At 53.1% G+C, this 24,002-nt stretch carries 20 protein-coding genes, 1 pseudogene and 2 other annotated features; of the genes and pseudogenes, 12 read left to right on the top strand and 9 right to left on the bottom strand.

The genetic code is table 11. From position 1 onward, the window contains the following. Positions 1–64: 64 nt before the first annotated feature. Positions 65–961 (top strand): LysR family transcriptional regulator, encoded by an 897-nt coding sequence (locus tag JNE38_RS08640; protein WP_203356180.1) that lies wholly within the window; start codon positions 65–67, stop codon positions 959–961. A gap of 70 nt (positions 962–1,031) precedes the next feature. Here JNE38_RS08640 and JNE38_RS08635 read toward each other — a convergent pair whose 3' ends face one another. The 3 genes from JNE38_RS08635 to JNE38_RS08625 all read right to left on the bottom strand — a co-directional run bounded on the left by JNE38_RS08635 (position 1,032) and on the right by JNE38_RS08625 (position 5,596). Beyond that, complete coding sequence (locus JNE38_RS08635; protein ID WP_203356179.1) at positions 1,032–2,597, bottom strand: 2-isopropylmalate synthase; 1,566 nt, start codon at positions 2,595–2,597, stop codon at positions 1,032–1,034. A 66-nt stretch (positions 2,598–2,663) separates the two neighbouring features. Next, positions 2,664–2,900, bottom strand: a binding site (T-box leader). Between the two features lie 40 nt (positions 2,901–2,940). Continuing rightward, positions 2,941–3,211 (bottom strand) — a binding site (T-box leader). 85 nt (positions 3,212–3,296) lie between these two features. After that, positions 3,297–4,211 (bottom strand): NADP-dependent oxidoreductase, encoded by a 915-nt coding sequence (locus tag JNE38_RS08630; protein WP_203356178.1) that lies wholly within the window; start codon positions 4,209–4,211, stop codon positions 3,297–3,299. Continuing rightward, a complete protein-coding gene (locus tag JNE38_RS08625) occupies positions 4,208–5,596 on the bottom strand; it encodes an MFS transporter (RefSeq protein WP_203356177.1) in 1,389 nt (462 codons plus the stop codon). The genes JNE38_RS08630 and JNE38_RS08625 overlap by 4 nt, the downstream gene beginning before the upstream one ends. Positions 5,597–5,744: 148 nt before the next feature. On the opposite strand from JNE38_RS08625, the pseudogene JNE38_RS08620 reads away from it, so the two are divergent. Further along, positions 5,745–6,637 (top strand): annotated as a pseudogene (locus JNE38_RS08620) (LysR family transcriptional regulator). A 64-nt stretch (positions 6,638–6,701) separates the two neighbouring features. On the opposite strand, the gene JNE38_RS08615 reads toward JNE38_RS08620, so the two are convergent. Together JNE38_RS08615 and JNE38_RS08610 are read right to left on the bottom strand one after the other, a co-directional pair. Further along, positions 6,702–7,484, bottom strand: coding sequence for an alpha/beta hydrolase family protein (locus JNE38_RS08615; protein ID WP_203356176.1), 783 nt, complete (start codon positions 7,482–7,484; stop codon positions 6,702–6,704). 360 nt (positions 7,485–7,844) lie between these two features. Further along, the gene (locus JNE38_RS08610) at positions 7,845–9,308 is read right to left on the bottom strand and encodes an amidohydrolase family protein (protein WP_203356175.1); all 1,464 of its coding nucleotides are present in this window, start codon (positions 9,306–9,308) and stop codon (positions 7,845–7,847) included. Positions 9,309–9,597: 289 nt separating this feature from the next. Between JNE38_RS08610 and JNE38_RS08605 the strand changes: the two genes are divergently transcribed. Further along, entirely contained in the window at positions 9,598–10,842 is a 1,245-nt protein-coding gene (locus tag JNE38_RS08605) for an amidohydrolase family protein (protein ID WP_203356174.1), read from the top strand. A 44-nt stretch (positions 10,843–10,886) separates the two neighbouring features. On the opposite strand, the gene JNE38_RS08600 is transcribed toward JNE38_RS08605, so the two are convergent. Next, positions 10,887–11,315 carry a small multi-drug export protein gene (locus JNE38_RS08600; RefSeq protein ID WP_203356173.1) on the bottom strand — a complete coding sequence of 143 codons (429 nt, stop codon included), beginning with the start codon at positions 11,313–11,315 and terminating at the stop codon, positions 10,887–10,889. 250 nt (positions 11,316–11,565) lie between these two features. Between JNE38_RS08600 and JNE38_RS08595 the strand changes: the two genes are divergently transcribed. Next, the gene (locus JNE38_RS08595; protein ID WP_203356172.1) at positions 11,566–12,033 is read left to right on the top strand and encodes a hypothetical protein; all 468 of its coding nucleotides are present in this window, start codon (positions 11,566–11,568) and stop codon (positions 12,031–12,033) included. 58 nt (positions 12,034–12,091) lie between these two features. Then, on the top strand, positions 12,092–13,153 hold the full coding sequence (locus JNE38_RS08590; RefSeq protein WP_203356171.1) for a DUF3231 family protein: 1,062 nt from the start codon (positions 12,092–12,094) through the stop codon (positions 13,151–13,153). A gap of 139 nt (positions 13,154–13,292) precedes the next feature. On the opposite strand, the gene JNE38_RS08585 is transcribed toward JNE38_RS08590, so the two are convergent. The 3 genes from JNE38_RS08585 to JNE38_RS08575 are packed head-to-tail and all read right to left on the bottom strand — an operon-like array spanning position 13,293 to position 17,026. Then, a complete protein-coding gene (locus JNE38_RS08585) occupies positions 13,293–14,513 on the bottom strand; it encodes an amidohydrolase family protein (RefSeq protein ID WP_203356170.1) in 1,221 nt (406 codons plus the stop codon). Between the two features lie 41 nt (positions 14,514–14,554). After that, entirely contained in the window at positions 14,555–15,775 is a 1,221-nt protein-coding gene (locus tag JNE38_RS08580; protein WP_203356169.1) for an amidohydrolase, read from the bottom strand. 6 nt (positions 15,776–15,781) lie between these two features. After that, positions 15,782–17,026 (bottom strand): amidohydrolase, encoded by a 1,245-nt coding sequence (locus JNE38_RS08575; RefSeq protein ID WP_203357468.1) that lies wholly within the window; start codon positions 17,024–17,026, stop codon positions 15,782–15,784. A gap of 183 nt (positions 17,027–17,209) precedes the next feature. Between JNE38_RS08575 and nikC the strand changes: the two genes are divergently transcribed. The 7 genes from nikC (at position 17,210) to JNE38_RS08540 (ending at position 23,997) form a co-directional block, all read left to right on the top strand. After that, the gene (gene nikC / locus JNE38_RS08570) at positions 17,210–18,112 is read left to right on the top strand and encodes a nickel transporter permease (RefSeq protein ID WP_203356168.1); all 903 of its coding nucleotides are present in this window, start codon (positions 17,210–17,212) and stop codon (positions 18,110–18,112) included. A gap of 13 nt (positions 18,113–18,125) precedes the next feature. Beyond that, entirely contained in the window at positions 18,126–19,046 is a 921-nt protein-coding gene (nikB, locus tag JNE38_RS08565) for a nickel ABC transporter permease (protein ID WP_203356167.1), read from the top strand. 12 nt (positions 19,047–19,058) lie between these two features. Further along, entirely contained in the window at positions 19,059–20,081 is a 1,023-nt protein-coding gene (locus JNE38_RS08560; protein WP_203356166.1) for an ABC transporter ATP-binding protein, read from the top strand. Between the two features lie 3 nt (positions 20,082–20,084). Then, the gene (locus tag JNE38_RS08555; protein WP_203356165.1) at positions 20,085–21,074 is read left to right on the top strand and encodes an ABC transporter ATP-binding protein; all 990 of its coding nucleotides are present in this window, start codon (positions 20,085–20,087) and stop codon (positions 21,072–21,074) included. 99 nt (positions 21,075–21,173) lie between these two features. Continuing rightward, the gene (locus tag JNE38_RS08550; protein ID WP_203356164.1) at positions 21,174–21,974 is read left to right on the top strand and encodes a sensor histidine kinase; all 801 of its coding nucleotides are present in this window, start codon (positions 21,174–21,176) and stop codon (positions 21,972–21,974) included. Then, positions 21,971–22,675 (top strand): response regulator transcription factor, encoded by a 705-nt coding sequence (locus tag JNE38_RS08545; protein WP_203356163.1) that lies wholly within the window; start codon positions 21,971–21,973, stop codon positions 22,673–22,675. Before JNE38_RS08550 ends, JNE38_RS08545 begins: the two co-directional genes overlap by 4 nt. Beyond that, positions 22,672–23,997 (top strand): sodium:solute symporter family transporter, encoded by a 1,326-nt coding sequence (locus tag JNE38_RS08540; RefSeq protein ID WP_203356162.1) that lies wholly within the window; start codon positions 22,672–22,674, stop codon positions 23,995–23,997. Before JNE38_RS08545 ends, JNE38_RS08540 begins: the two co-directional genes overlap by 4 nt. Positions 23,998–24,002: the final 5 nt, after the last annotated feature.

Below are 24,002 nucleotides of genomic sequence, written 5' to 3'. Positions count from 1 at the left end.
TAAACAAAAATATATCCTTCCTTATCTCTTCATACACTCGGGTATATGAGAGGAAGTGCAACGTATGGAACTGTTACAGCTGCAATACTTTTGCAAGGTTGCCAGGCTGGAGCACATGACAAAGGCTGCCCAGGAGCTGCACATTGCTCAGCCTGCCCTAAGCAAGACCATCTCGCGTCTGGAAGAGCATGTCGGCGTCCCTTTGTTCGATCGGAATGGACGACAAATTAAGCTCAATGCGTATGGCAAAGCCTTCCTGAAAAAAGTGGAGGGGGCACTCAGCCTGCTGGAAGAAGGACAGCGGGAGCTCATCGATATGGCGGGAATGGAGCGCGGACGGGTCATGCTCGCCACGACGACCCACAAATGCTTCTCGGACATGATCGGAAGCTTTCTTTCTGTGCATCAAGGCGTCCAGATGCGCATTACCCAAGCATCACCAGAGGAAAAAGTGCAGCAGCTCCAAAGCGGCGAAATCGACTTTTGCATTACCTTTCCCCCGCTTGAGCAGGACGGGATCGATGGGGTTAACATCTTGACCGAGGAAATCATGCTCGCCGTTCCCCTCACCCATCGCTTGGCCAGCCGGGAGCGTATCGATCTGGCAGAGGTGGCACACGAGCCATTCATTTGCATCAAGGAAGGGAATCCGTTTCGCGCGATGACGGATGCTTTTTGCAAAGAGGCCGGGTTTGAGCCGAATCTGGTATGCGAAGTCGATGAGCATTCAGCCGTGGGTCACTTCCTGCATGCGGGAATCGGGATCGCTTTCTTGCCGGAGACTCTCGGAGACAAGGTGAGTTCCATGCGCCTCATCCGCATCGAAAAGCCTCTGTGCCTGCGCACTTACCAATTGGCTTGGCGCCATGACCGGTATCTGTCTGCAGCCTCACGTACGTTCCGCGATTACGTCATCCGCTACTTCGCCGAAATGCAGCGTCAGGCCGAAATGAGGCCATAAACCAAAAAAACAGCCTGCATCCAAGTGCAGGCTGTCTTTTTTAGGCTGAGCATAGAACGTTCTTTTCGGATCAGGAGAAGAAAGCCTCCACCCGCTCCTGGTCGTGGGCAGCGTACCTCGCTTCGTAATCACGCACGGCCTGATTGCTCGCAGCCATAAACGCTTGCGCCACCGCCATCAGAACATCGCGATGCTCCGAGACGCCTTTGAAATGACTGCCGTTTGCGCTGACTGTGACGATGGCTTCCCCTGTCGCATGCTCCCCGGAAGACAAGGAATACAGCTCCATGTCTGTGAACTCCACCTCGATCGGCAGCGCCTGCTTGATTCCCGCGACCAGGGCTTCTACCGGACCTTCGCCTGTGCCGGAGTACGTCTGTTCTTCCCGCGTGGCGTTGTTTGTAATCGTGCAAGATGCCATTCGATTTCCTGAGGTACCTGTCAGCACTTGTGCACTGACGAGGGTAAACGGCTCCAATACCGCATTCACCGTATGTCCGACCAGCTCGAGCAGCTGGTGATCCTGTACGACCTTTTGCTTGTCGGCCAGTTCTTTAAACTGCGCGTACAAGGTCTCCATCTGTTCATCGGTCAGCTGCACGCCAAACTCGCTGACCCGATGCTTGATGGCGTGCCGCCCGGAATGCTTGCCGAGAATGATCATATTGCGAGGTACGCCCAGCTTCTCCGGATCCATGATCTCGTATGTGCTGCGTTCTTTCAACAGGCCGTCCTGATGAATTCCCGCTTCATGCTGAAAGGCATTGCGACCTACAATCGGCTTATTGAAAGCAATCGGGAAGCTCATGGCACGGCTCACCTTTTGCGAAGTCGTGTAGATATGCTCCGGTCTGATCCCTGTCTCGGCATCCAGCGCTTCCTTGCGCGTCTCGATCGCCATCACCAGCTCTTCCAGGGAGCAGTTGCCTGCACGCTCTCCCACGCCATTTACGGTAACCTCGACTTGGGTCACGCCCGCGCGGATGGCAGCGAGACTGTTCGCAACCGCCAGGCCGAGGTCATTGTGGCAGTGGGCGCTAAATTCCACTTTGTCGCTCCCGCGGACATTTTTCATGACCCGGGTGAACATCGCTCCGTACTCTTCCGGCAGCGCGTATCCGACTGTATCCGGAATGTTGATGATCGTCGCCCCTTCCTCGATCGCCGCCTCGATCATCTCAAAGAGGAACTCATCCCCTGTGCGCGTCGCATCCATCGGAGAAAATTCGATCCGATCCACGAACTGTTTTCCGTACGCGATCATGGCGCGGGCGATCTGGATCACCTGCTCTCTGGATTTGCGCAGCTGGAAGTCGAGGTGGATGTTCGAGGACGAGAGGAACATGTGCAGCCTGCGGCGCTCCGCTGCTTGGGTGGCACGTACCGCTGCATCGATGTCTTCCTTCACGGCGCGGGCGAATCCACAGATCTCCACACCGTGCACCTCTTGTGAAATGCGCTGCACCGCCATGAAGTCACCGGGACTGGATATCGGAAACCCTGGTTCGATGACATCGACACCGAGCTGGGCCAGCTGCTTGGCAATCACAATCTTTTGTTCGGGATGCAGGGATGCGCCTGGTGCTTGTTCACCGTCGCGCAGTGTCGTATCGAAAATATGGATTCGTTTTGTCATGGGTATTGCCTCCTCATTTGGGTTGTTGTTTGATTTGGGGAACAAAAAAAGCCCGCCGTCTCTCATGCAAGAGACGACAGGCTCGTCAGCCGCCGCGGTACCACTCTCATTGATCCTTTTTCAAGGAATCCACTTCGTTGCCCCGATGACGTGGGGGATCCGTCAAGGTCTAGCTGCCAGCCTCGCTGGTATTCAACCTCGCCGCTCCCGGGTGAGATTCAAGCATTTCCTGACTGCGTCGCACCTTCCCGCAGCTCTCTGGACAAGAAATTCGCTTTACTAGCTCCCGTTCTTCGCGTTTGAATTATGCTGTTAAGAAAACAAAAAGGCCTGCCGTCTCTATCGAAGAGACGACAGACCATGTCTATCGCGGTACCACTCTCGTTGACTTTGGCCGTATGCCGTAAAGTCCACCTCATGCACGGATCCAAACTGATCCGTACCACCCGATCACGGAGGTTAGCCGTCAGGACCTACTCTTTCGATGCAGCGCTACATCGGATTCAGTCCTGCCGCTCCCGGGCGAGCTTCACTGGCTTCTCTGTCTGCGTTGCACCGTCCCGCAGCTCTCTTTACAGATCCGACCACTTACTATTCCCGTTCGTCGCGTTGTATTGTTATTGTTGTTTGAAATTTTATTCGCTTTGGCTGACCTTGTCAATGCTGCTTTCTGAAAAACATTATTTGATCAATCAACATTTACTCCGTAACGAGCACGACTTTTCCTTGACCATGGCCGCTCTCCACAGCTCGATGAGCGTCGGCCGCCTCATCGAATCTGTAAGCTTTGCGGATATGAATATTCAGCTTTCCTCGAGCGTACAGATCCACCAGCTCCGCCAGTCTCGCCACAGTTCGCGTGCCAAAGAGCGCAGGGATTTGCAGTTTTTGCGCCAGGTCCACAGCTACCATCGTGCGGATTCGCTCCTTATCTGGGACGAGCTCCACCGATGCTCTCAGCGCTTCCGGACCTGCTGCATCCAGAGCAGCGTCCACTCCATCAGGGGCGATCGCCCGTACTCGATCGAGCAGCCCGTCTCCGTAACGGACCGGTATCGCCCCCAGCTTGCGAACATAATCATGATTTTGCTCGCTCGCCGTTCCGATTACCATCCCCGCTCCCCAAGCCAGTGCCAGCTGCACAGCAAATGTACCGAATCCACCCGCGGCTGCATGAATGAGTACGGTTTCTCCCGCTTTCACGTTCAATGCCTGCAAAGCCATGTGAGCGCCTTGGCCATTGCCGGAAAATCCACCTGCGATCTCCCACGGCATATTCTTTGGCTTGTGCACGATCTGCTCCGGTGCAGCAAGTACATATTCCGCGTAGCCCTTCAGCAAAGTGAAGCCCAGCACCTCATCCCCGACAGCAAACTGTGTGACGTCTGCTCCTACTTGATCGATGATCCCAGCAAATTCGTTTCCGAGCACTTGCGGAAAATGCACGGTCAGCGTCGGGGGAATCCAGCCACTTCGGACTTTGCAGTCATAGGGCAGGACACCTGCCGCCTTTATCCTGATCCTCACCTCACCTGGCCCCACCTGCGGAGCATCCATCTCGATTACCTGCAATACCTGCGGCGGTCCGTATTCAGAGAATGCAACGGCTTTCATTCATGCCCTCCTTTTTCTGAAGCACTTTGATTTGGTTTTACACGGCCGAATTGAATGTAGTACAGGCTGGTAAGGCACATGATCAGGATCCCTAAAGCCGAGTAAATATTGCTGTAGGCGTACGCCCCTGGATGGATCTGCAGCAGATTCCAGCTAATTTCCGAGCCACCGTCGATTGTTTTGCTGTACAAGGTTGCCGAGAGTGCTCCCGCAATAAAGTTCAGCATCGACATGAGTCCCATCCCTACACCGGCATGCTCCTTTGGCAACGACTGCGAGATCGCATTGGACAGGGCAATCATCATAAACGATGTACCGACATTCCCCAAAATGAGGAAGAACGCTATGAATACGGGAGATACCCCTGCGAAGGTGGATAGGAGGGCGAAGCATGTCAGGAGCAGGGCTGAAGCCATGTAAAATACATACGAATTTCCCTTTTTATCTGCCAGACGCCCCCCTTTTCTGCCCAGAAACGCGGTCACAACAGCGGCAGGCACCATAAAAAATCCAATCATGCCCGGTGCCAGGTGATTCACATTGACCAACAGCTGCGGACTCAGGAAATAGAGCGAATACCCTCCCCCTGTCATCAAAAAGGCAATAGCCAAACCGAGCGAAAAACGCTTGCTGCGAAATAAGCCGGGACGGATAAACGGCTCTGCCGCTGTACGTATTCTGATCAGGAACAGGCATAGTGCCAAAACGAATCCGAGGGCGAGGAACAAGCTCTGATTCGTGATCGCAAGCAGCAGCAAGGCAACGGTTGCGGCAAGGAGTCCGCCACCCATCCAGTCCATTTTTCCTGACGCCGTCTTCTCCTCCTCCAAATATTTTCGATAGAAGGGAACTGCTACCAACGTAAAGACAGGTATGCAGAACAGCCATCTCCAGTCGAGCAAACTGACGAGAACAGCGGCAATCACCGGGCCTAAAGCACTCCCAATCGCCATGCCTGTCATCGAGATACCCAAAGCCCTCCCTCGCTTTTCGGGGGGAAAATAACGGATCGGAATCAAGGTAGAAGTCGCCGGCACCACTGCGGCACCTACCGCTTGAACCACCCGGCCGAGGAGCACCGTCCCATAGTCGTGGGCAAAAAAACCGATGATCGAGCCGCAAGCAAACAAGAGCAGCCCGAATGTAAGCAAATTCTTAAGCTTGCAGGAATCAGCCAGCTTCCCGTATATCACGGTTCCCACCGCATAGATCAGCAAATACGCGGAAGTCACCCAGCTAACCTGGCTTAACGTCAAATGAAAATCGCTCCTGATCTGCGGCAGCACGATATTGAACATCGTGGCACTCATCACCGTGATCATCAGCGTAAACACGAGTATGCGAATCAATTTGTCACCAGCATGTGATTGGAATTCAGCTTGCATGGGAAAAAGCACCTCACATCAACCAGATTTCTCCCCGGGAAGGTGATTGTTAGCCTTGCTTGTTGTATTTTATAATCGTTTCAGAATAAACGAAAATATATCTTCTTATATGCAGTCTATAACCTTGAGTATATGGAGTGAACTCCTCATGGAACTGTTGCAACTGCATTATTTCAGGACGGTGGCGAGGTGGCAGCACATGACAAAAGCTGCCCAAGAACTGCGGATCGCCCAACCTGCCCTCAGCAAGACGATCGCCCGGCTGGAAGAGGATATTGGCGTCCCTCTCTTTGACCGGGAACGCGGAAGAATTCGGCTCAATACGTTTGGAAAGGCCTACTTGGAGCGGGTAGATAAAGCCCTCAATCTGCTAGAGGAAGGGCAAAAGGTGGTATCCGAGCTCGCAGGTCTGGAGCATGGAAGCATCCATCTGGCGACATCAGCACTGGATCTCCTATCAGAGCCGTTGGGCATGTTTTTGTCGCTTCATCCTGACGTCCATTTTCAGATCTCACAAGCAACTGCCGACGAAATGGCCATTCTTTTGGAATCAGGCGAAGTCGACATTTGCTTCACCACCTGCCGCTCAAGCACCCGGACATTTCTACAACGACGGTAGTGAAGGAAGAGATCTATGTCGCGGTCCAAAGCAGCCATCGCTTGGCCCAGGAGAGCAGTATCCGGCTGCAAGACGTGGCAAACGACCCGTTTATCGGGTACAAAGAGGAACTGCCCGCCCAAAAATTGTACGATCCATTTTTCCGGCAAGCTGGCTTCACGCCGAAATTCGCCTGTCGGGTAGACCATCCCGCCTCCATTTTAAAATTGGTTCGTGCCGGACTCGGTGTAGCTCTCTTTGGCTGCGTCAGTAAAGAGGTAGATCCCCAGCTGGTCTTGCTTCCGATCTCAGAACCGGTTTGCCAGCGCCATTTTCAAATGATCTGGCACGAGAAACGCTACCTGTCACTGGCGGCTCGCAAATTTTGCGAGTTCATCACCTCTCGTTTTTCAGAGCCAGGCTCGGCCAGCCGGTCAACGTAAAGAAAGCCCGACTCCTCGTTTGTCCGAGGAATCGGGCTCATTTATTGTGTATAGGCACAGAAGCTCACGCGTTGCGCTGGGCAAGGAGCCATCCTACGATGTTCTCCTGCAGCTCTTCCATTTGGCGAGAGAAGCTATGGTCTGCTTCGGGAATCAAGCGAAGCGCCAAGGGTCCCTCATACATTTGCGCGAATTGATGGGAGCCTTCTGCCGGCACCGCCGTATCGGCTGTACCATGTACGAGCAGTACCGGATTGCCGTAGGTTTGGCACGCCTTTAACGGGGAATGCCCGCTGTGGATCAAATCACGCACGAAATCGGGTTGCAAAGACATGCCCTTTCCATAAAAGTGAGAGATGGTTTCTCCAGACTCTGCCGCTGCCCAAAGGTCTGGGCCCAGGATGCTGTCATGGAAGTTTTCTTGCGGATGAATGACGGGTGCCAAAGCGATCCTACCAGCAATGGGTATGGCCGCATCATCGTAAAGCAGTACGATGCATCCACCTAGACTATGGCCGAGCAGGTATTTCGGAGATTCTCGAAAAGCTGGCTGTTCGGCGACCCACTCCACGACAGTATTCAGATCGTCCTTCCACCCGGAGATCGTGGTGTCTCGGGCAAATTCACCCGCACTTTCCCCCGAGCCAGAAAAGTCGAATCGAACAGCAGCAAAGCCTGCCGATTCGACCGCATGGGCCAGGCGCAATACAAACTGGTTGCCTCCTACTTTCTCGCCGGTGAATCCGTGGCAAAAAACAATGACAGGTGGATTCTCAGCATGTTCGGGCATGTGAATCATCGCAGACAAACGTTTTCCGTTTCGCTCAATCCATTTGTGATCTTTCACGGCAATCCCCTCCAAGAACTACCATTATAAGGGCTTTTCGAGGATTTGCAAGATTTTGACGACAAGCTATTATCTGTAGATGGAATTTCAAATATTTGTAAATAAATGTAACCATTTGCGTCCGATGATGGGAAGTCTGGGCACCCTCAGACCTTAGTCGTCTTTACCCCCAAGAAGAAGCAGCTCGTAAAAGATGTGAATATCCTGCTCGACGCTGAAGGCGAATTGCATAGCTACCTTGTGAACATTTATCCAGACTTCAAAGAAGATCGAGATTAAAGACTAAAACTAGCGAGCAAGCACAGCCTGCTCTTACGAAACGAGGCTGTGCTTGTTTATTTCTAGTTCGATTGCAGCTAACTACTTTTGGATCCGAAATGAAGGAGTAAACAGCGCTTCTTCCCCTAGCTGCTGGTAGTCTCTCTCGACATATCCCAGTCTCATTTTTTCAAAGTAGCGCTGCCCTTTCCACTTGAGTTCTTCGAGATCGAGTCCTGGAATCTGGCGGTCCTTCATGACGACACGCCCCCCGATGATCGACAGCTTGACGTCTCGGCCAGAGCCGGACATGATCATCGTGCGGATCGGGTCCTCAATCGGTCCCAAGTGGAAGCCATCCAGGTCGATCGCGATCAAATCGGCTTTTGCTCCTGGTGCCAGTCGACCAAGGTCCTCTCTTCCAAGGAAGCGCGCTCCCCCCAATGTGGCTGCACGGAAAATATCCGCGTAGGACGAATCGGCGACGTCTCGCTCCAGGAGACGGGAGAGCATGCTGGCCGTCCGTATGTTTTGGATGAAGTCCGGCGGGAAGGTGTCCGTCCCGATCGCGATATTGATCCCGCGCCGTTTATAGCGGGCAAAGGTCTCCAATGCATCTCCGTGTCTTCCGATTACCAGCGGGCAGTGAATGACGGTCGTCCCTGTCTCCTGCAAAATCGCGAGGTCGTCCCCTTGCCCGATCGAAGCGCCGCTGTAGCCCGGGACGTAATGGGCATGAGGAATTGCGGTGCGCTCTCCCAGAAAGCCGAGACTGTGCAGGAACTGGACAGGCGACATGTTATGCCGGCGATGCATCTCGTTGTATTCATAGCTGCCTTGTGCGGCATGCAGACGGATCTGACAGCCCAGCTCTTCGCTGTAGCGCTTGGTGTTGATCAGGTTTTCCGGCGTCTGCGTCTCGATTCGTTCTGGTGCGAGCATTCCCCGGATCAGCCCGTTATGCGCCCCATCGAAATCCTTGACGAATTGAACAGCGCGCGCAAGCCCTGCACGTCCCTCGTCTTCGTTCCACAGCACCTCGATCTCGCCGTTAGCCCCTACGACGCGCATCCCCGACTGATAGCTTGGCCCCATGTACATTCTCAAGCCCAAACGGCCTGCATGATCCACGGCAGCCGCCAGCTCCTCGTACGTCTCCGCCCAGCGCTTGTAAAAGACCGATGTGATCGGCATCGCAGTCGTCACGCCATTCAAGATCAGCTGGCTGTATGCATACAAGGATTTGAACGCCTCTTCTTCCGGTGTCATGACCTCGTGGTAGCCCTTGCGGTAATACTGCTCGGACCAGAGCAGGTTTTTCGATTTGCTGGCAGGTACCTCCACATGCACGATGTCGTGGTCAATGTCACCCAGTGCGTTCAAATCGATGAATCCCGGACTGACCACCGCGTTGCCTGCGTCGATCACCTCGTCGGCCTGTCCCTCGTACTTTTGGCCGACATACAGAATCGTGTCGTTCTCGTATACGACTTCTCCATTTTGGATGATGATGTGGTCGTCTCCATCAAAACCGATGACGTACTTGGCTGTCACTTTCGTTTTCATTCTGCGACTCCCCCTCAAGGTTTTTTCTCATCGATGTGTACAGACCTACCTCAGACTATCGTAAAAAATATTCTGGAAAATGTGTTGCACTCGCTTTACCCATATTTGCACAATCTTTACTCCTTTTCGAAAATAATGACCTTTTCCCGCAATACGTAAAGATCATGAAAAAAAAAGTAAAGAACCTGAAACTGCGTGTTCGAAATATTCCGTATAATTTATGTGATATCACCTTTTTCATGAGGGATTACCCATTGAAAGAAATGAATGCGAAGGGACGGATCATGGCATGACGAATGCTTTTTGGTTAACGAATGTACGCCTGGACAGCGGTTTTGAAACAGGACCAGATGGGGTCGATCACACTCTCACCGAGCTGTCTCACCTGCTTATCGAAGACGGACGGATCACTCGCATCGAGTCGGCGGAGCAGCCACTGGACACCACGCTGCCTACCCAAGATGCAAATGGGCTTTTGGCTCTCCCCTCGTTTGTCGAAAAGCATAACCATTTGGATAAAACGTACGCAGGAGCAGCATGGAAATCATGTTTGCCTCCGAAAAAGCTCATCGATCGCCTGCAATTTGAAGAAAAGGAAATGCCTCTGATCTCGGGTACGACCAAGCAGCGTGCACAAGCCATGCTCTCCTGGCTGCTCGCAGGCGGAGCTACACATGTGCGGACGCATGTCAATATCGATCCTTTTATCGGTCTGAAAAACCTCGAGGGTGTGCGCGAAGCTCTGGAATCTTACAGCGATAAAATGACCTACGAGATCGTGGCATTCCCTCAACAAGGATTGCTGCGGACCAAAGCCAGCGATCTCATGAGACAAGCCATGCGCGAGGGCGCAACCCACGTCGGCGGTTTGGACCCTGCCGGGATTGACAACGAACTGGAAGGCTCCTTGCGCGAAATGATGGACATCGCCGTAGAAGCCAATGCGGATGTCGACATCCATCTGCACGATCCTGGCACACTCGGCTTCTATACGATCAAGCGCATTCTGGATTTGACCGAAGAGGCTGGCTGGCAAAACCGGATGGCGATCAGCCATGCCTTTGCACTGGGTGACGTGTCGCCAGAGGAAAGCACAGAGATGGCCGAGCGCCTCTCGCAAAATGGCGTGCAAATCATGACGACGGTACCGATCAATCGCCCGATGCCACCTGTTCCGATCCTCCATGAAAAAGGGGTACGAGTGGCCCTCGGCTACGATGGCTTCTATGATTCCTGGTCCCCCTATGGAACGGGCGACATGCTGGAAAAGCTCAACCGTCTCGTCGAGCGCTACCGCTGGGTGGATGAGCGTTCTCTCGTTCAATCTCTGTTCTTCATAACAGGCGGAAAGACGACACTGGACAAGGAAGGAAATCGCCAGTGGCCAAAGGTCGGGGATGAGGCGAGCATCGTTTTTGCGGAAGCCTGCTGCTCGGCTGAAGCTGTAGCGAGACGCTCCCGTAGGCCTGCTGTCATGTTTAAAGGAAAGATTGTGCTCGGAGGATTGGAGAAGGCATCAGCAGTGAGACCGTGAGAACACAAAAACCCGCGAAATGCGGGTTTTTTCTTTTTCAAGATTCATTCAAAAAATTGGAGAACGCCAAAGGAGACTGCAGTCGTCAGGATGACACTCCAAATCACGATCCCGACAGACATCCACCACATCAGCTTGCTCGTCGGCGCACCGAGTGAGATCCCAATCGCCGCTCCCAGAGGCGCTCCCGTTATCAGCGGAGAAACGAGTCCCAGTCCGATTACTCCGTATTTCTCCCAGATGCGGAGCATACTGCCTTGTCTTTTTCCTTTTTTCTCAAAACGCCTGATCAGCCAGCTGCGAAGTGATCCTCCCACATAGATGACAATACCGGCGCTGGCCATCGCTCCGATCGCACTCAGAATGCCTGTGACAACCGCGGGAAGCTGCAAGGCAAACCCCAGCGGGATGGCTGCCCACAGCTCCAGCATGCTTGTTCCGAGTACACTTCCCCATTTCCATGCCATTTCCATCGTAATCGGCTCTGTCCCCTCTCGTTGTCATTTCCCATTCATATAGCAGACGGCAAGAGCAGACATAAAGTTACCATTATTGGGAAAATGACACTTATCTTCACTCGGAAATGTAGAAAACAGCACGTACCTGCCTAACATGTTTTCTCAAAAATGAAATAAATCGATTCAGGAATTCTAACACTCGAGGAGGTGAAGCATAAGGAGGTCATGCGGGTATCTGATATAGCAAGGCAGGGAAGGAACATTGATGAGAAGCTCAGCAATTGAAAAAATATTGTGGAGTATTGCCTTACCGGGATTTGGTCAATTTTTAAATCGGAAGTACGTAAAAGGATTCATCTTACTTGCTCTGGAATTCATCATCAATCTAAATTCGCACTTAAACCAGATCATCATCGCAAGTTTTCAAGGCGACATTCAGAACGCCATTCAATTGACGGATTTTCAATGGCTGATGTTTTATCCGTGTGTATACATGTTTGGTATCTATGATGCATACCGGGATACCTTTTCAGATGATTTTCCCCCTTACTCCGTCTTTCCATTTGCCTTCGCAGCCTTTTTCGCAACAATAGGCGTTATGTATGCCCCTGTTTTTCGGATTTTCGGAGTACGATTGGGTCCCGTATGGTTACCGATGCTATGCTGCTTTTTCGGTATTCTCATCGGATATATTTTGCAGGTTGTTTTTAGAATCCATAAACAGGAAACATAGTTTGGTTCATGGTTGGCGAGAATTTAAAGGAAACATTCATTGTACGGAGGGGTTCTTTATGGAAACCATAGCGGAAGAGCAAACGAGTCCACTTCAGCAAGTAACCTATTTGGCCCAAAATGATCTTGATAAACTAACGTCCGCCGAGCAAGGCAAGATTTGGGCTACGTATGTTGGAAATACCATGTCGGTTTGCGTGCTGAGTTACATGCTCAATCATGTTAAAGATCAAGAGGTCAAGAATATACTCGAACACGCCATACAATTGTCTAAGCAATTTGTACAATCACTGAAAGGAATATTTGCAAAAGAAAACTACCCCGTTCCCGTAGGATTCACACAGGAAGATGTCGATATAACAGCTCCCAGATTATTTGAAGATGATTTTTACCTTCACTACCTGAAATATGTTGCCAAGGCAGGAATAAGCCTATATGGAATCGCAATCCCTCTGGTAACAAGAGATGATACTCGACAGTTTTTTACAACGTGTATCGATCAGACTGTCAACCTCATTAATCTCGTAAATACGACTTTGCTAAAAAAGGGGCTTTTAATCAGGCCGCCTTACATTCCCTATCCTGAATCAGTGGATTTTATAGAGAAACACAGCTATCATAATGGTTTTTTTGGTCGAGTACGGCCCCTGCAGGCTCTTGAGATCACGCATCTTTACGATAACGTTGAAAACAATGCGACAAGCAAAGCGGTATTGGTTGGCTTTAGCCAGGTTGCGAAATCGAATCAGGCAAAGGCGTATTTCCGGCGCGGAAAAGAAATAGCTACCAAGCATTACGACACTTTCAGCGGGATTCTGCAGGAGGAAGGTTTAACATCCCCTCCCATCCTTGATCAGTTGGTGACCACCTCCACTTCTTCTCCTTTTTCGGATCGCTTGATGCTGTTTCATAAGTTGGATATGTATGCAGTTAGAATCAGGGCTTATGGCAATGCGCTGTCTATGTGCGCAAGGCATGATGTGGCAACGAAATACGCTCGTTTTCTCGTAGAAGTTGGAAATTATGTCGAGGATGGATCAAATATCTTGATTGAAAACGGTTGGCTGGAGCAGCCGCCCCAAGCTGTCGATCGAAATGCTCTCGCCTCCAATAAGCACTAACCTTGTCCAAATCGAATGTTCAAAAGGGTGCCCCCAAGCAGCTTCCACTGCTGGAGACACCCTTTTCTTTTTTCTGGTCACGCTTTTCTTTATCTATAGGGAACGCTTCGCATTTTCCTGTCGATGCCTACTCTGTCACTTACAAAGAACCGTGTACAACCTTGCCTTTAAACATCACCGCTTGGCGCTTGGAACGGCGAGCTACGGCTTCTCCTGCCGATGCAGCATGGAGGAATACGATATCCGCCTCATCTCCGACGTTTGGCCATTGGCGGTTGCCTTCCTTGTCCAAAGGTGTCTTGTGGCCCGTAATGAAGCCGAGCGCTTGGGAAAGGGAGCGCTCATCCTGCATGCGGAAGCGTTCTGCTAGACGGCCTGCTTTCTCCAGGCTGTCTCCTTGGCCAAATGGCGACCAGTGGTCCGTGATGCTGTCGTCCCCCAGCGATACCGATACCCCTTTTTCATGCAGCAGCGGGATTGGAATGGTCGGCTTGATGACCGGCACGGTACTGGTGATGGAAATGCCTTGCTCTGCCAGCATCTCCGCAACTTCTGCCGCTTCGCCAAGACTGATATCAGCCAGCGAGTTGGCGTGGCTGATGGTCACTCTGCCCTTCCAGCCTGCCTCCTCCGTCATTTTTGCCAATCGCTTGAAGGTGAATATCCCCAAGTGATCCGGATCGTGCAGATGCAGGTCGATCGGGGCGTCCGCCTCGACCGCCAGTTCAAACACCGTAGCCAGCGACTTCTCGATGTTCTGATCCACTGTCGCGGGATCGACGCCACCTACGTAGGTCGCCCCCATTTTCAGCGCTTCGCGGATGTTCTCCACCTGGTTGCTGCGCAAGAGCCCTTGCTGCGGGAATGCGACGATCTCGCAGCTGAGCTTTCCACGGAACGTCTCGATCGCTGCCAGTGTCGCCTCCAGGTTTTTCAGCCCGATATAAGGATCGATGTTGCAATGGGAACGCACATGGGTCGTTCCCGCGGACAGCAAGAGCCCCAGCATTTTTTCCGCACGCTCCTGCGCTGTCGGCAGCAGCTTGGTCATGAGCGTCGCTTCTTCAGCCAATCGATCCAAAATCGTCTTGATGGGCGTGACAGCCTTCCACGGACCGCCGTAATACGTCTTGTCGATGTGGATGTGCATATCCCGAAAAGAAGGCAATGCCAAAAGTCCTGCAGCATCCTGCTTCGGAAGGTCCGTCTCGGGAGCCTGTGCGCCGAATTCGATCTGCGCGATCTTGCCATCCTCGATCAAAAGATGCGCCGCCTCTGTCTGAGTGGCGACGACCTTGTCATTTTCCTTGCGATATCCGCTCTCCAAGCGGACGTTGGTGATCCAATAGCCTGTCGACATCTATCCCGACACCCTTTCTTTGTAAAAGTAACCGTGAACTCCTACCACTCTCCGGATACCTGATTGCCTTGATACAGCACCACACGCCTTTTGGCACGCCTCGCCACCGCTTCTGCCGAGCAGGAGGCTTCGACCGCCATCAGGCTGGCCTCATCTCCCACCAACGGCCAGATCCGATTCCCCTCGTCATCCAGCGGAATCCGTCCTTCTGTGACGTATCCGAGCGCGACTCCCAGGGAACGCTCGTCTGCAAGTCGAAAACGCTCCGCGAGACGACCCGCTTTTTCGAGCAAGTCACCTGACCCGAACGGGGACCAGTTGTCGGTCAGACTGTCATTTCCGAGCATGACCGCCACGCCAGCTTCGTTGAGCAAAGGGATGGGGATCGTCGGGCGATTGATCGGCACGGTGGACGCGATGGAAATGCCGAGGGCAGCTAACTGCTGCGCTATATCTCGGGCCTCTTCCACGGAAACATCCCCGAGCCCCATCGCGTGACTGACGGTGACACGACCTTGCCAGCCCGCCTCTTCCGTCAGAGCTGCCAGCCGCTTGATCGTGAATAATCCGAGATGCCCCGGGTCGTGCAGATGCAGGTCGATATCCGCATCGGCTTCTACAGCCAGTTCGATCATGGTCTGCAGCGATTTCTCGATATTGCCGTCCACCCCTCCAGGATCGACACCGCCTACGTGAGTCGCGCCCTGCCTAAGCGCTTCCCGAACGGTCTTTTCCGCATGGGTACGAAGCATGCCGTAGTGTGGAAACGCAACGATTTCGTGGGACACTCTTCCGGCAAACGTTTCAAAAGCTCCTCGCATGCCTTCCAAAAATCCAAGCCCTGCCTGGGGATCGACATGGCAATGCGTACGGACGTGGGTGACTCCCGTTTCCACCAGAAAGGCCAGGATGTTTTCCGCTCCCTGCTGCGATTGCTTCAAATAGGTTGGTAACAATCCCTTGTCTTCTTCGTGCCTCTCGAACAAGTTTTTTACCGGTGTCGTCGCCTTCCAAGGTCCACCGTAGTAGGTCTTTTCCAAATGGATGTGCTTTTCAGCCATCGAAGGCAAAATGAGCAGTCCGCGCGCATCCTTTTTCGGCAGACCATCCTCCAGAATCTCACGGGAAGAGACAATCCGGCTGATCTTTCCGTTTTCAATCAGCAAATCGCACAGCTCTGTCTTCGTAGCACGGATCAAGCCCTGCTCCCATTCATATCCGCACTCCAGGCGAGCATTGATGATCCAGTAAGGGGACGGCATAGGGACTCAAGCCTCCTCTGCGTTCACTTCATCCAGCTTTCCTGAAGCCAGGGTGCCGCGGTAGAATACGGCCTTGCGATCCGCCCGGCGAGCTACTGCTTCTGCCGTGCAGCTCGCCTCTACGAGCACGAGGCTGGCATCTTCCCCAACCGCTGGCCACAGCTGCGTTCCATTTGCGTCCAGCGTGGTTTTCCCACCGGTGATAAAGCGCAGCGACTGGGACAGGGACAGCTCATCCAGCCAGCGGGAGCGCTCAGCGAGTCTCCACAGGCGCTCGAGCACATCTCCATTTCCGTATGGCTGCCAAGTGTCGAAGATGTTGTCGCAGCCGACTGCTACCTCTACGCCGTTTTGGTGCAGCAACGGCACAGGAGGAATCACACGGCTGTATGGCACGCTCGTGATGATCGTAATTCCAGCCTCACGCAAAATGGTCGCCATTTCTTCCGCTTCAGACGCAGGAATGTCACCCAGTGCAAAGGCATGGCTGATCGCCACTCGGCCTTGCCAGCCTGCGTCAACCGTCATCGCTGCCAGACGCTTCATGGTAAACGTTCCCAAATGTCCCGGGTCGTGCAGGTGCAGGTCTACTCCCGCATTTGCCTCTACCGCCAGCTCCATCATCTGGTACAAAGATTCCTCGATATCTCCATCCACCATGGCAGGATCTACTCCTCCCACATGTGTCGCTCCCTGTGCCAACGCTTCACGCAGCAAGCCTTTTGCGCCTGTGCGGAGCAGTCCATGCTGCGGAAACGCAACAATTTCATGAGAGACGAGGTTCTCGTAGGTCGCCAGCGCCTTTTGGACTTCCACCAGATTGGAAATGCCTGCATCCGGATAGATGTCTACATGTGTGCGTACGTGAGTGGAGCCGTACGAAAGCAGAACGGCCAGCAAGTTTTCGGCCCGCTCCTGTGTGGTCGTCGGCAGGGCAGGCAGCACTCGTTTTTCGATCTCGCAGCGCTCGATGATGTTTGCGACCGGAATCACGGCGCGCCACTCTTCACCCAGCAAGGTTTTGTCCAGATGCACGTGTTTTTCCACAAAGGAAGGCAGTGCCAGAAGTCCGGCTGCATCGCGCTGAGGAGTGCCGTCATTCAGCACTTCTGTTGCACGCACAATCCGCGCAAATTTTCCGTCTTTTATCAAGATGTGAAACAATGCGGCTTCCGTCCCGCTAACGATTCCGTTCTCCCGGCGATAGCCCGTCTCCAAACGAACATTGGTCAACCAATAGGTAACGCCCATCCACGATCCATCCTCTCTGTTTTGGATTCTCTCCAAGCCTTTCTCCTCCATTATCAGGCAGGCGGAAAGACTAGATTTGCACAATCTTTACGTCTATTTTCACTATTTTTACGAGTTGTTCAAATTGCCTTTACTTCATACATTTTTCTGATAACTTTGGACTAAGCAAAGGAGGGTTGCACCATGAAGGTTGAGTACGCATCACCAACCAATCAAGCCATTCCACCCAAAACTGTGGCCACGCGCCCAGGCAGGTGGCGCACTTTTTACCGCAAGCTTCGCAAAAATAAACTTGCCATGGTCGGAGGCTTTATCGTAGTGTTCTACATCGCGATAGCCCTGCTGGCACCACTCATCGCTCCCCATGATCCGTACGCCATAGACCTGGTGAACAAGCTCAAGCCGCCTTCATCCGAGCACTGGATGGGTACGGATGACAAAGGCCGCGATGTGTTGAGCCGGCTGTTGTACGGGACACGCTTGTCCATGTCTGTCGGTTTCGTTGCCGTCTTTATCGGAGCATTCTTTGGAATCATACTCGGACTTTTGGCTGGCTATTACGGCAAATGGGTAGACACCGTCATCTCCCGTGTTATTGATGTTCTGCTCGCATTCCCGGGTATCCTGCTCTCCCTCGCCATTGTCAGCGCACTCGGCCCTAGCCTGTTCAATGTCATGATCGCCGTCGGGGTGTTTTCCATTCCGGTATTTGCCCGCATCGTTCGCGGCTCGACCCTTACGGTGAAAAAGCTGGAGTACATCGATGCGATCCGCTCACTCGGCGCCAATGATTTCACCATTATCTTCAAGCATATTTTCCCAAACATTCTGTCACCGATTATCGTTCAAGCCACGATGAGGCTCGCGACCGCGATTCTCTCGGCTGCAGGGCTTTCCTTCCTCGGTTTGGGAGCACAGCCTCCGCTGCCGGAATGGGGCGCCATGCTGAGCAACGGACGCGACTTCCTGTTTACCGCTCCTTATCTCGCGATGTTCCCTGGACTCGCCATTTCGACGCTGGTACTCGGCTTCAACATCTTCGGAGACGGCCTGCGGGACGCTCTCGACCCACGGATGAAACAATAGGAGGGAATGCTCAATGTTCGTCTACATTATTCGCCGCTTGCTGCAGATGATTCCCGTCCTGCTCGGTGTCATTCTGGTCGTATTCTTGATCATGCAGATGGTCCCCGGTGATCCGGCTGTACTGCTCGCAGGGGAAGGCGCTTCGGCAGAAACGATCGCCAACATCCGCACGCAGCTCGGGCTGGATCAGCCTGTCATGGTGCAATATTTCCATTACGTAACGGACGTAGCTTCCGGAGATCTAGGGACGTCCCTACGCTCGAACCTGCCGGTATTTGACGAGATCATGGCTCGTCTGCCCGCTACCATCGAGCTGGCCATCGCCAGTATTTTTGTCACCATCGTTCTCGGCATGATCGCGGGTATCATCTCTGCGACCAAGCAATACTCGGCGGCTGATATCACCATCATGATCGTCGCCCTGCTCGGTGTCTCCTTGCCAAGCTTTTGGCTGGGGCTGAGCCTGATCTACTATTTCTCCGTCAAGCTGCACCTTCTGCCTGTCGCCGGCTGGGGTACGTGGAAGCACGTGATCCTGCCAGCCATCACCCTCGGTACTGGCGGCGCCGCGATCGTGGCACGGATGACCCGCTCCAGTATGCTTGACGTTGTTCGCCAGGACTACATCCGCACCGCTAAAGCAAAAGGTCTGCGCGAGCAAGTCATCATTTACAAGCACGCGCTGAAAAACGCGCTCATTCCGATCATCACGGTAGTCGGTCTGCAATTTGGTTACCTTCTCGGCGGTACCGTTCTCGTCGAATCCGTCTTTGCGATTAACGGTCTGGGACGACTGATCGTCGATGCGATCCGCATGCGTGACTTGCCTGTCGTCCAGGGCGGCGTCTTGATCGCTTCGATCATCTTCGTTTTCGTTAACCTGCTCGTCGATGTGCTGTATCGCTATTTCAACAAACGAATTGACTTGAACTAAGGAGGGAGCACCATGCCGGGTCAACCAGAAAAAATCCTGGACGTTCGCAATCTGCAAACGCACTTTTTCACTGATGATGGTGTCAGCAAGGCCGTCGATGGCGTTGATTTCTCTCTGAACAGAGGAGAAACGCTCGGCCTGGTAGGGGAATCGGGGTGCGGAAAAAGCATTACCTCCCTCTCGATTTTGCGATTGATTGCCAGTCCTCCGGGAAAAATTGTAGGAGGAGAAATTCTTTTCAAAGGTCAGGACCTGCTGAAAAAATCGGAGACGGACATGCGCGCGATTCGCGGCAACGAAATCTCGATGATTTTCCAGGAGCCGATGACCTCGCTCAATCCGGTGTACACCGTGGGAGAACAGATCGCGGAAGTACTGCGACTGCATCAGAACATGGGCCGCAAAGAGGCTTGGGACAAAGCGGTCGAAATGCTGAAACTGGTCGGAATCCCCTCTCCGGAAAAACGCGCAACGCAAGAGCCGCATGAACTGTCTGGCGGTATGCGTCAACGCGTGATGATCGCCATGGCACTGGCTTGTCGTCCGGAAATTCTCATCGCCGACGAGCCGACCACCGCCTTGGACGTTACGATCCAGGCGCAAATTCTGGAGCTGATGAAAAAGCTGCAGGTGGAGCTCGGCATGAGCATCATCATGATCACCCATGATCTGGGCGTCGTCGCTGAAACCTGCGATCGCGTAGCCGTCATGTATGCAGGGAAGGTCGTGGAGTATACCTCGACGAAAAACTTGTTCGAAAACCCCCGCCACCCGTATACGGTCGGGCTGATGAACTCCCTCCCCCGTCTGGATGAAGACGTGGAGGAGCTGCAAGCGATCAAAGGCAACGTCCCCAGTCCATTCAACATGCCGATCGGTTGCCGATTTGCCCCTCGCTGCCCGCATGCGGCACAGCTATGCGAAACTCGCTTGCCAGACCTTCTGGAACAAGCAGACGGCAGCCAGGTTCGCTGCTGGATGTACACCCCGGAATGGGACGGACAAACGAAGACTGCTACGGAAACGGGGGTATAACCAATGACAGGATTCGCTCCAAATAAGAAAACACCGCTGCTCCAGGTGAACAATCTCAAGCAACACTTTCCGATCAAGGGCGGTATCTTCGGTCGTACCGTCAACCACGTGAAAGCGGTAGATGATATCAGCTTTACCATTTACGAGGGGGAAACGCTCAGCATCGTAGGAGAATCGGGCTGCGGCAAATCCACGACAGGACGTGCCATTCTCCGTCTCGATGAACCGACGAGTGGCTCTGTCCTGTTCGAAGGCAAGGACCTGCTCGCCATGTCCAAGTCTCAGATGCGTGACATGCGCAAAGATCTGCAGGTCATTTTCCAGGACCCATTCGCTTCGCTGAATCCCAGACAATCCGTCGCGCAAATTCTCGGGGAAGCACTGGCGATCCAAAACCTCGTCCCTGCGGGCAAGCGGCGCGAGCGCATCATTGAGCTGCTCAGCTATGTAGGTCTTCGCCCGGATCAGATTGACCGCTTTCCTCATGAATTCTCGGGGGGACAACGCCAACGGATCGGGATCGCCCGCGCTCTCGCGATGCAGCCCAAGCTGATCATCTGCGACGAAGCGGTATCTGCGCTGGACGTTTCCATTCAGGCACAAGTGCTAAACCTGCTGAAAAGCCTTCAGCGCCAGTTCAAGCTGACATATCTGTTCATCTCCCATGACCTCGGAGTCGTTCGCCACATTTCCGATCGCGTCATGGTGATGTACTTGGGCAAAGTGGTAGAGATCGCCGATAAAAAATCGCTGTTCGACAGCCCGCAGCATCCGTACACACAAGCACTGCTATCCGCCATTCCTGTACCGGATGTGAACAAGAAGCAGGAGCGCATCATCCTGCGCGGCGACGTCCCATCTCCGATCAATCCGCCGACGGGATGCCGTTTCCATACGCGCTGCCCGTATGCGGTGGAGCGTTGCAAAACGGAAGCACCTGCCCTGACGAGCCTGCATGCCACCCACCAGGTAGCGTGCCATCTCGTTCAGTAACCAATCATTAAAATTTGTTAAAATTGAAAAGCAACACCTTCCTCATGCTATGATGATGATTAGCCAATAAATGAGAAAACATCGTACAGAAGGGATCTCATGATAAGTTTTGAAGGGTTCACGTTGCTCATTCTGTTCTTCATTTTGGCTCCTATCATAGGAGCTATTGCTTTATTGTTCCTGTTTATCTTCGAGAAGCGGATCGACCTGCTGGAAAACCGGAACGTGAAAATCGAGCTGGAAAAAGAGCTTCAGCAAGCGCTCTACAACCAGCTGAATCAGCAGATCCAGCCGCACTTTCTCTTCAATACGCTGAATGTCATCCTGAGTCTGGCCCGGCTCAACCGAACGCGAGAGCTGGTGCGCGCACTCGAAGTGCTGTCCCAGTTTCTGAAATTCAAGTACAAATCGACAGAGTCGCTGATCTCGCTCCGTAGAGAAATCGATTATACGGAGCAGTACCTGGAGATTCAAAAGCTGCGATTTGGCAGCCGTCTATCCATCCGGATGGACTTTGCGGACGATTTGCTGATAGCCTGCATTCCACCGTTCGTCTTGCAAACCTTGGTCGAAAATGCATTCAAGCACGGACTGGAGCGAAAAATGGGGGAAGCGCTGCTGCAAATCCGAATCAGCTCGGATGAGGACAAGGTCAGGCTGGAGGTCATCGACAATGGTTCATCCAGCGTGGAGGATATCGTGCAAGAGCTGTCGCTTGCGCAGGAACCTGTCCATGAGAAAAGCGGTCACGGACTGGACAACATCCGTCGGCGGCTCCATTTATGTTTTGGCGATCATGCACACCTCATGCTGACCCCCTTGGAAGAAGGCGGGACTCACGTGCTGGTGGAATGGCCCTACGTCATATGCGACCCCTATGAAAATGAGGTGAGAGGATGAACGTGCTGTTAGTGGATGACGAGCCATTGGAGCTGGACCAGCTCGAGTATTTGATTCAGCCCATGTTCCCCCTGTGGAACCTCTACAAGGCAGCGGATGGCAGCCAGGCCATGGCGATCAGCCAGAAAGTACCTCTCCATCTCGCCTTTCTCGACATCAATCTCCCGGGCAAATCGGGCCTCGCACTCGGCGAAGAGCTGCGCGCCCAGCATCGGGACATCGATCTCATCATCGTCACGGCTTATCAGGATTTTCATTATGCCAAGCAATCCATCCGGCTGGGGGTGGAGGACTATTTAACAAAGCCTTTGATCGAGAGCGAGCTCGTCGAGATTTTGCAAAAGTATCAAAAGAGCCCCGCCCTCTCGGCTTACACGAGGATCATTACGGACGCCATGAACATCATTCATCAGAAATATGCAGAAAAACTGAATCTGGCTGATCTGGCTTCTGAGGTGCACATCAATCCGACCTATCTGAGCAGGCGCTTTCACGAGGAGGTCGGTGTCTCGTTCTCCGAATACTTGATGCAGTACCGGATTCAGATGTCCAAGAAGTTCCTGCTCGCCCATCCGGACTGGAGCATCTCTACGGTGGCCGAGCGGACTGGCTTCAACAGCCAGCATTACTTTAGCACGATCTTTCGGAAAGTCGTGGGCAAAACACCGAAAGAGTACCGGGACAAGGGGAATGCATCTTGACCTACCAATCGTTTCGCGAATACGTCCTCGGTGCCTTCAAGATCGGGATCGGCCTTGGCGTCGTTTCCATCCTCGCCCGGTGGGTCACAGGGAATACCATCTTCGGTTCTCCCGAGGCATTGGTCAAATACGGCATGTTCGGCGGGATCGGCTTTGCTTTGATGGGCGCATTTGCCCTGATCGCCTTTGGCTGGCTCGGACGCAAAGTGCGGAGCGATTTTGCAGGCGGCATGACCATCGGGGACTACATGCGCATCAAGCTGCATCCGTTTGGCTATTGGGTCATGATCGCCATCCTGCTCATTACCAGCATCGAGGGCATGTTTGTCCAAGGGATGGCAGGCGGTGTCCTCTTGAACATCTTGTTTGGCTTGCCTATCCCTCTGGGGCTGCTGTGCTTTTTCGTCTTCTGTGTGCTGTTTGCCGGGATAGGAGGGATCCGTACGATCCATCGCTTTGCGAATGTGCAGATTGTGATTGCCTTTGCCACAGCCATCCTGATCCCGGTTTACTTTTTTATCGGAAAAGGCGTGGAGCATGTCTTCAACGGCTTGCGGCTGTATCATCCCTACCTGTTGGTGCTGAACAACCACGAAGGACTGCTCTTTATCGTGACCGGCGTTCTGATCGGCTTTGGACAAGTATTCGTCGATCAGGCGACGTGGCAGAGACTGTACATGATGGAGGAGAAAAAGGTGGTGTCTACCTTTTTTTTGTCCGGACTGATCTTTGCCACGATTCCGCTCGCCTTCTCATCACTGGTCTTCATCGTCCTTTTTTCAGGCGGGTTCCAGGACATCTTTTCCTTGCTGTTTGAGCTCGTCAGGAAAATCGATACGCCGTTTTTGCTCGTCCTCTTCGTGCTCTGTTCCTTTGGCGCCATCACCTCGGCTTTTGGAGCCGGGCTTCATTCCCTGATCAGTCTGATCGTGGGCAACGTCTATCAGCTGTTTCGTCCTGATGCGAGCGAGCGGCAAAAAATCCGTTTAGGCTATACCCTCGCGATCGCAATCGGTGCCGTTTCCTTTTGCCTGACCTGGTACTTCACACCGACCTTGCTCGATTTGCTGTTTTTCTTTGGCATCATTTACGCCTCGTTGTTCCTGCCTGTGATCGTCATCGTCCTGACGCGTGGCAGAGCAAGCAATTTCATCATCATCAGTGCAATAGCCGGGCTCGCGAGCGGGTATGTCAGCTGGGCGTTCGTCGACCATATGAAAGCAATCTGGATCGCTTCCTCCACCACGGCCATCATCCTGCTCGTCTATTTGTGCTTCGCCAGCGTACGGAAGGCAAGCATGCGAACGAAGACCCGTACCTAGCCGCT

It is taken from the genome of Brevibacillus choshinensis, from assembly GCF_016811915.1.
GTDB lineage: Bacteria > Bacillota > Bacilli > Brevibacillales > Brevibacillaceae > Brevibacillus > Brevibacillus choshinensis_A.
Note: the sequence above shows the minus strand (reverse complement) of the source record. Positions and strands in the feature narration are given on the sequence as shown.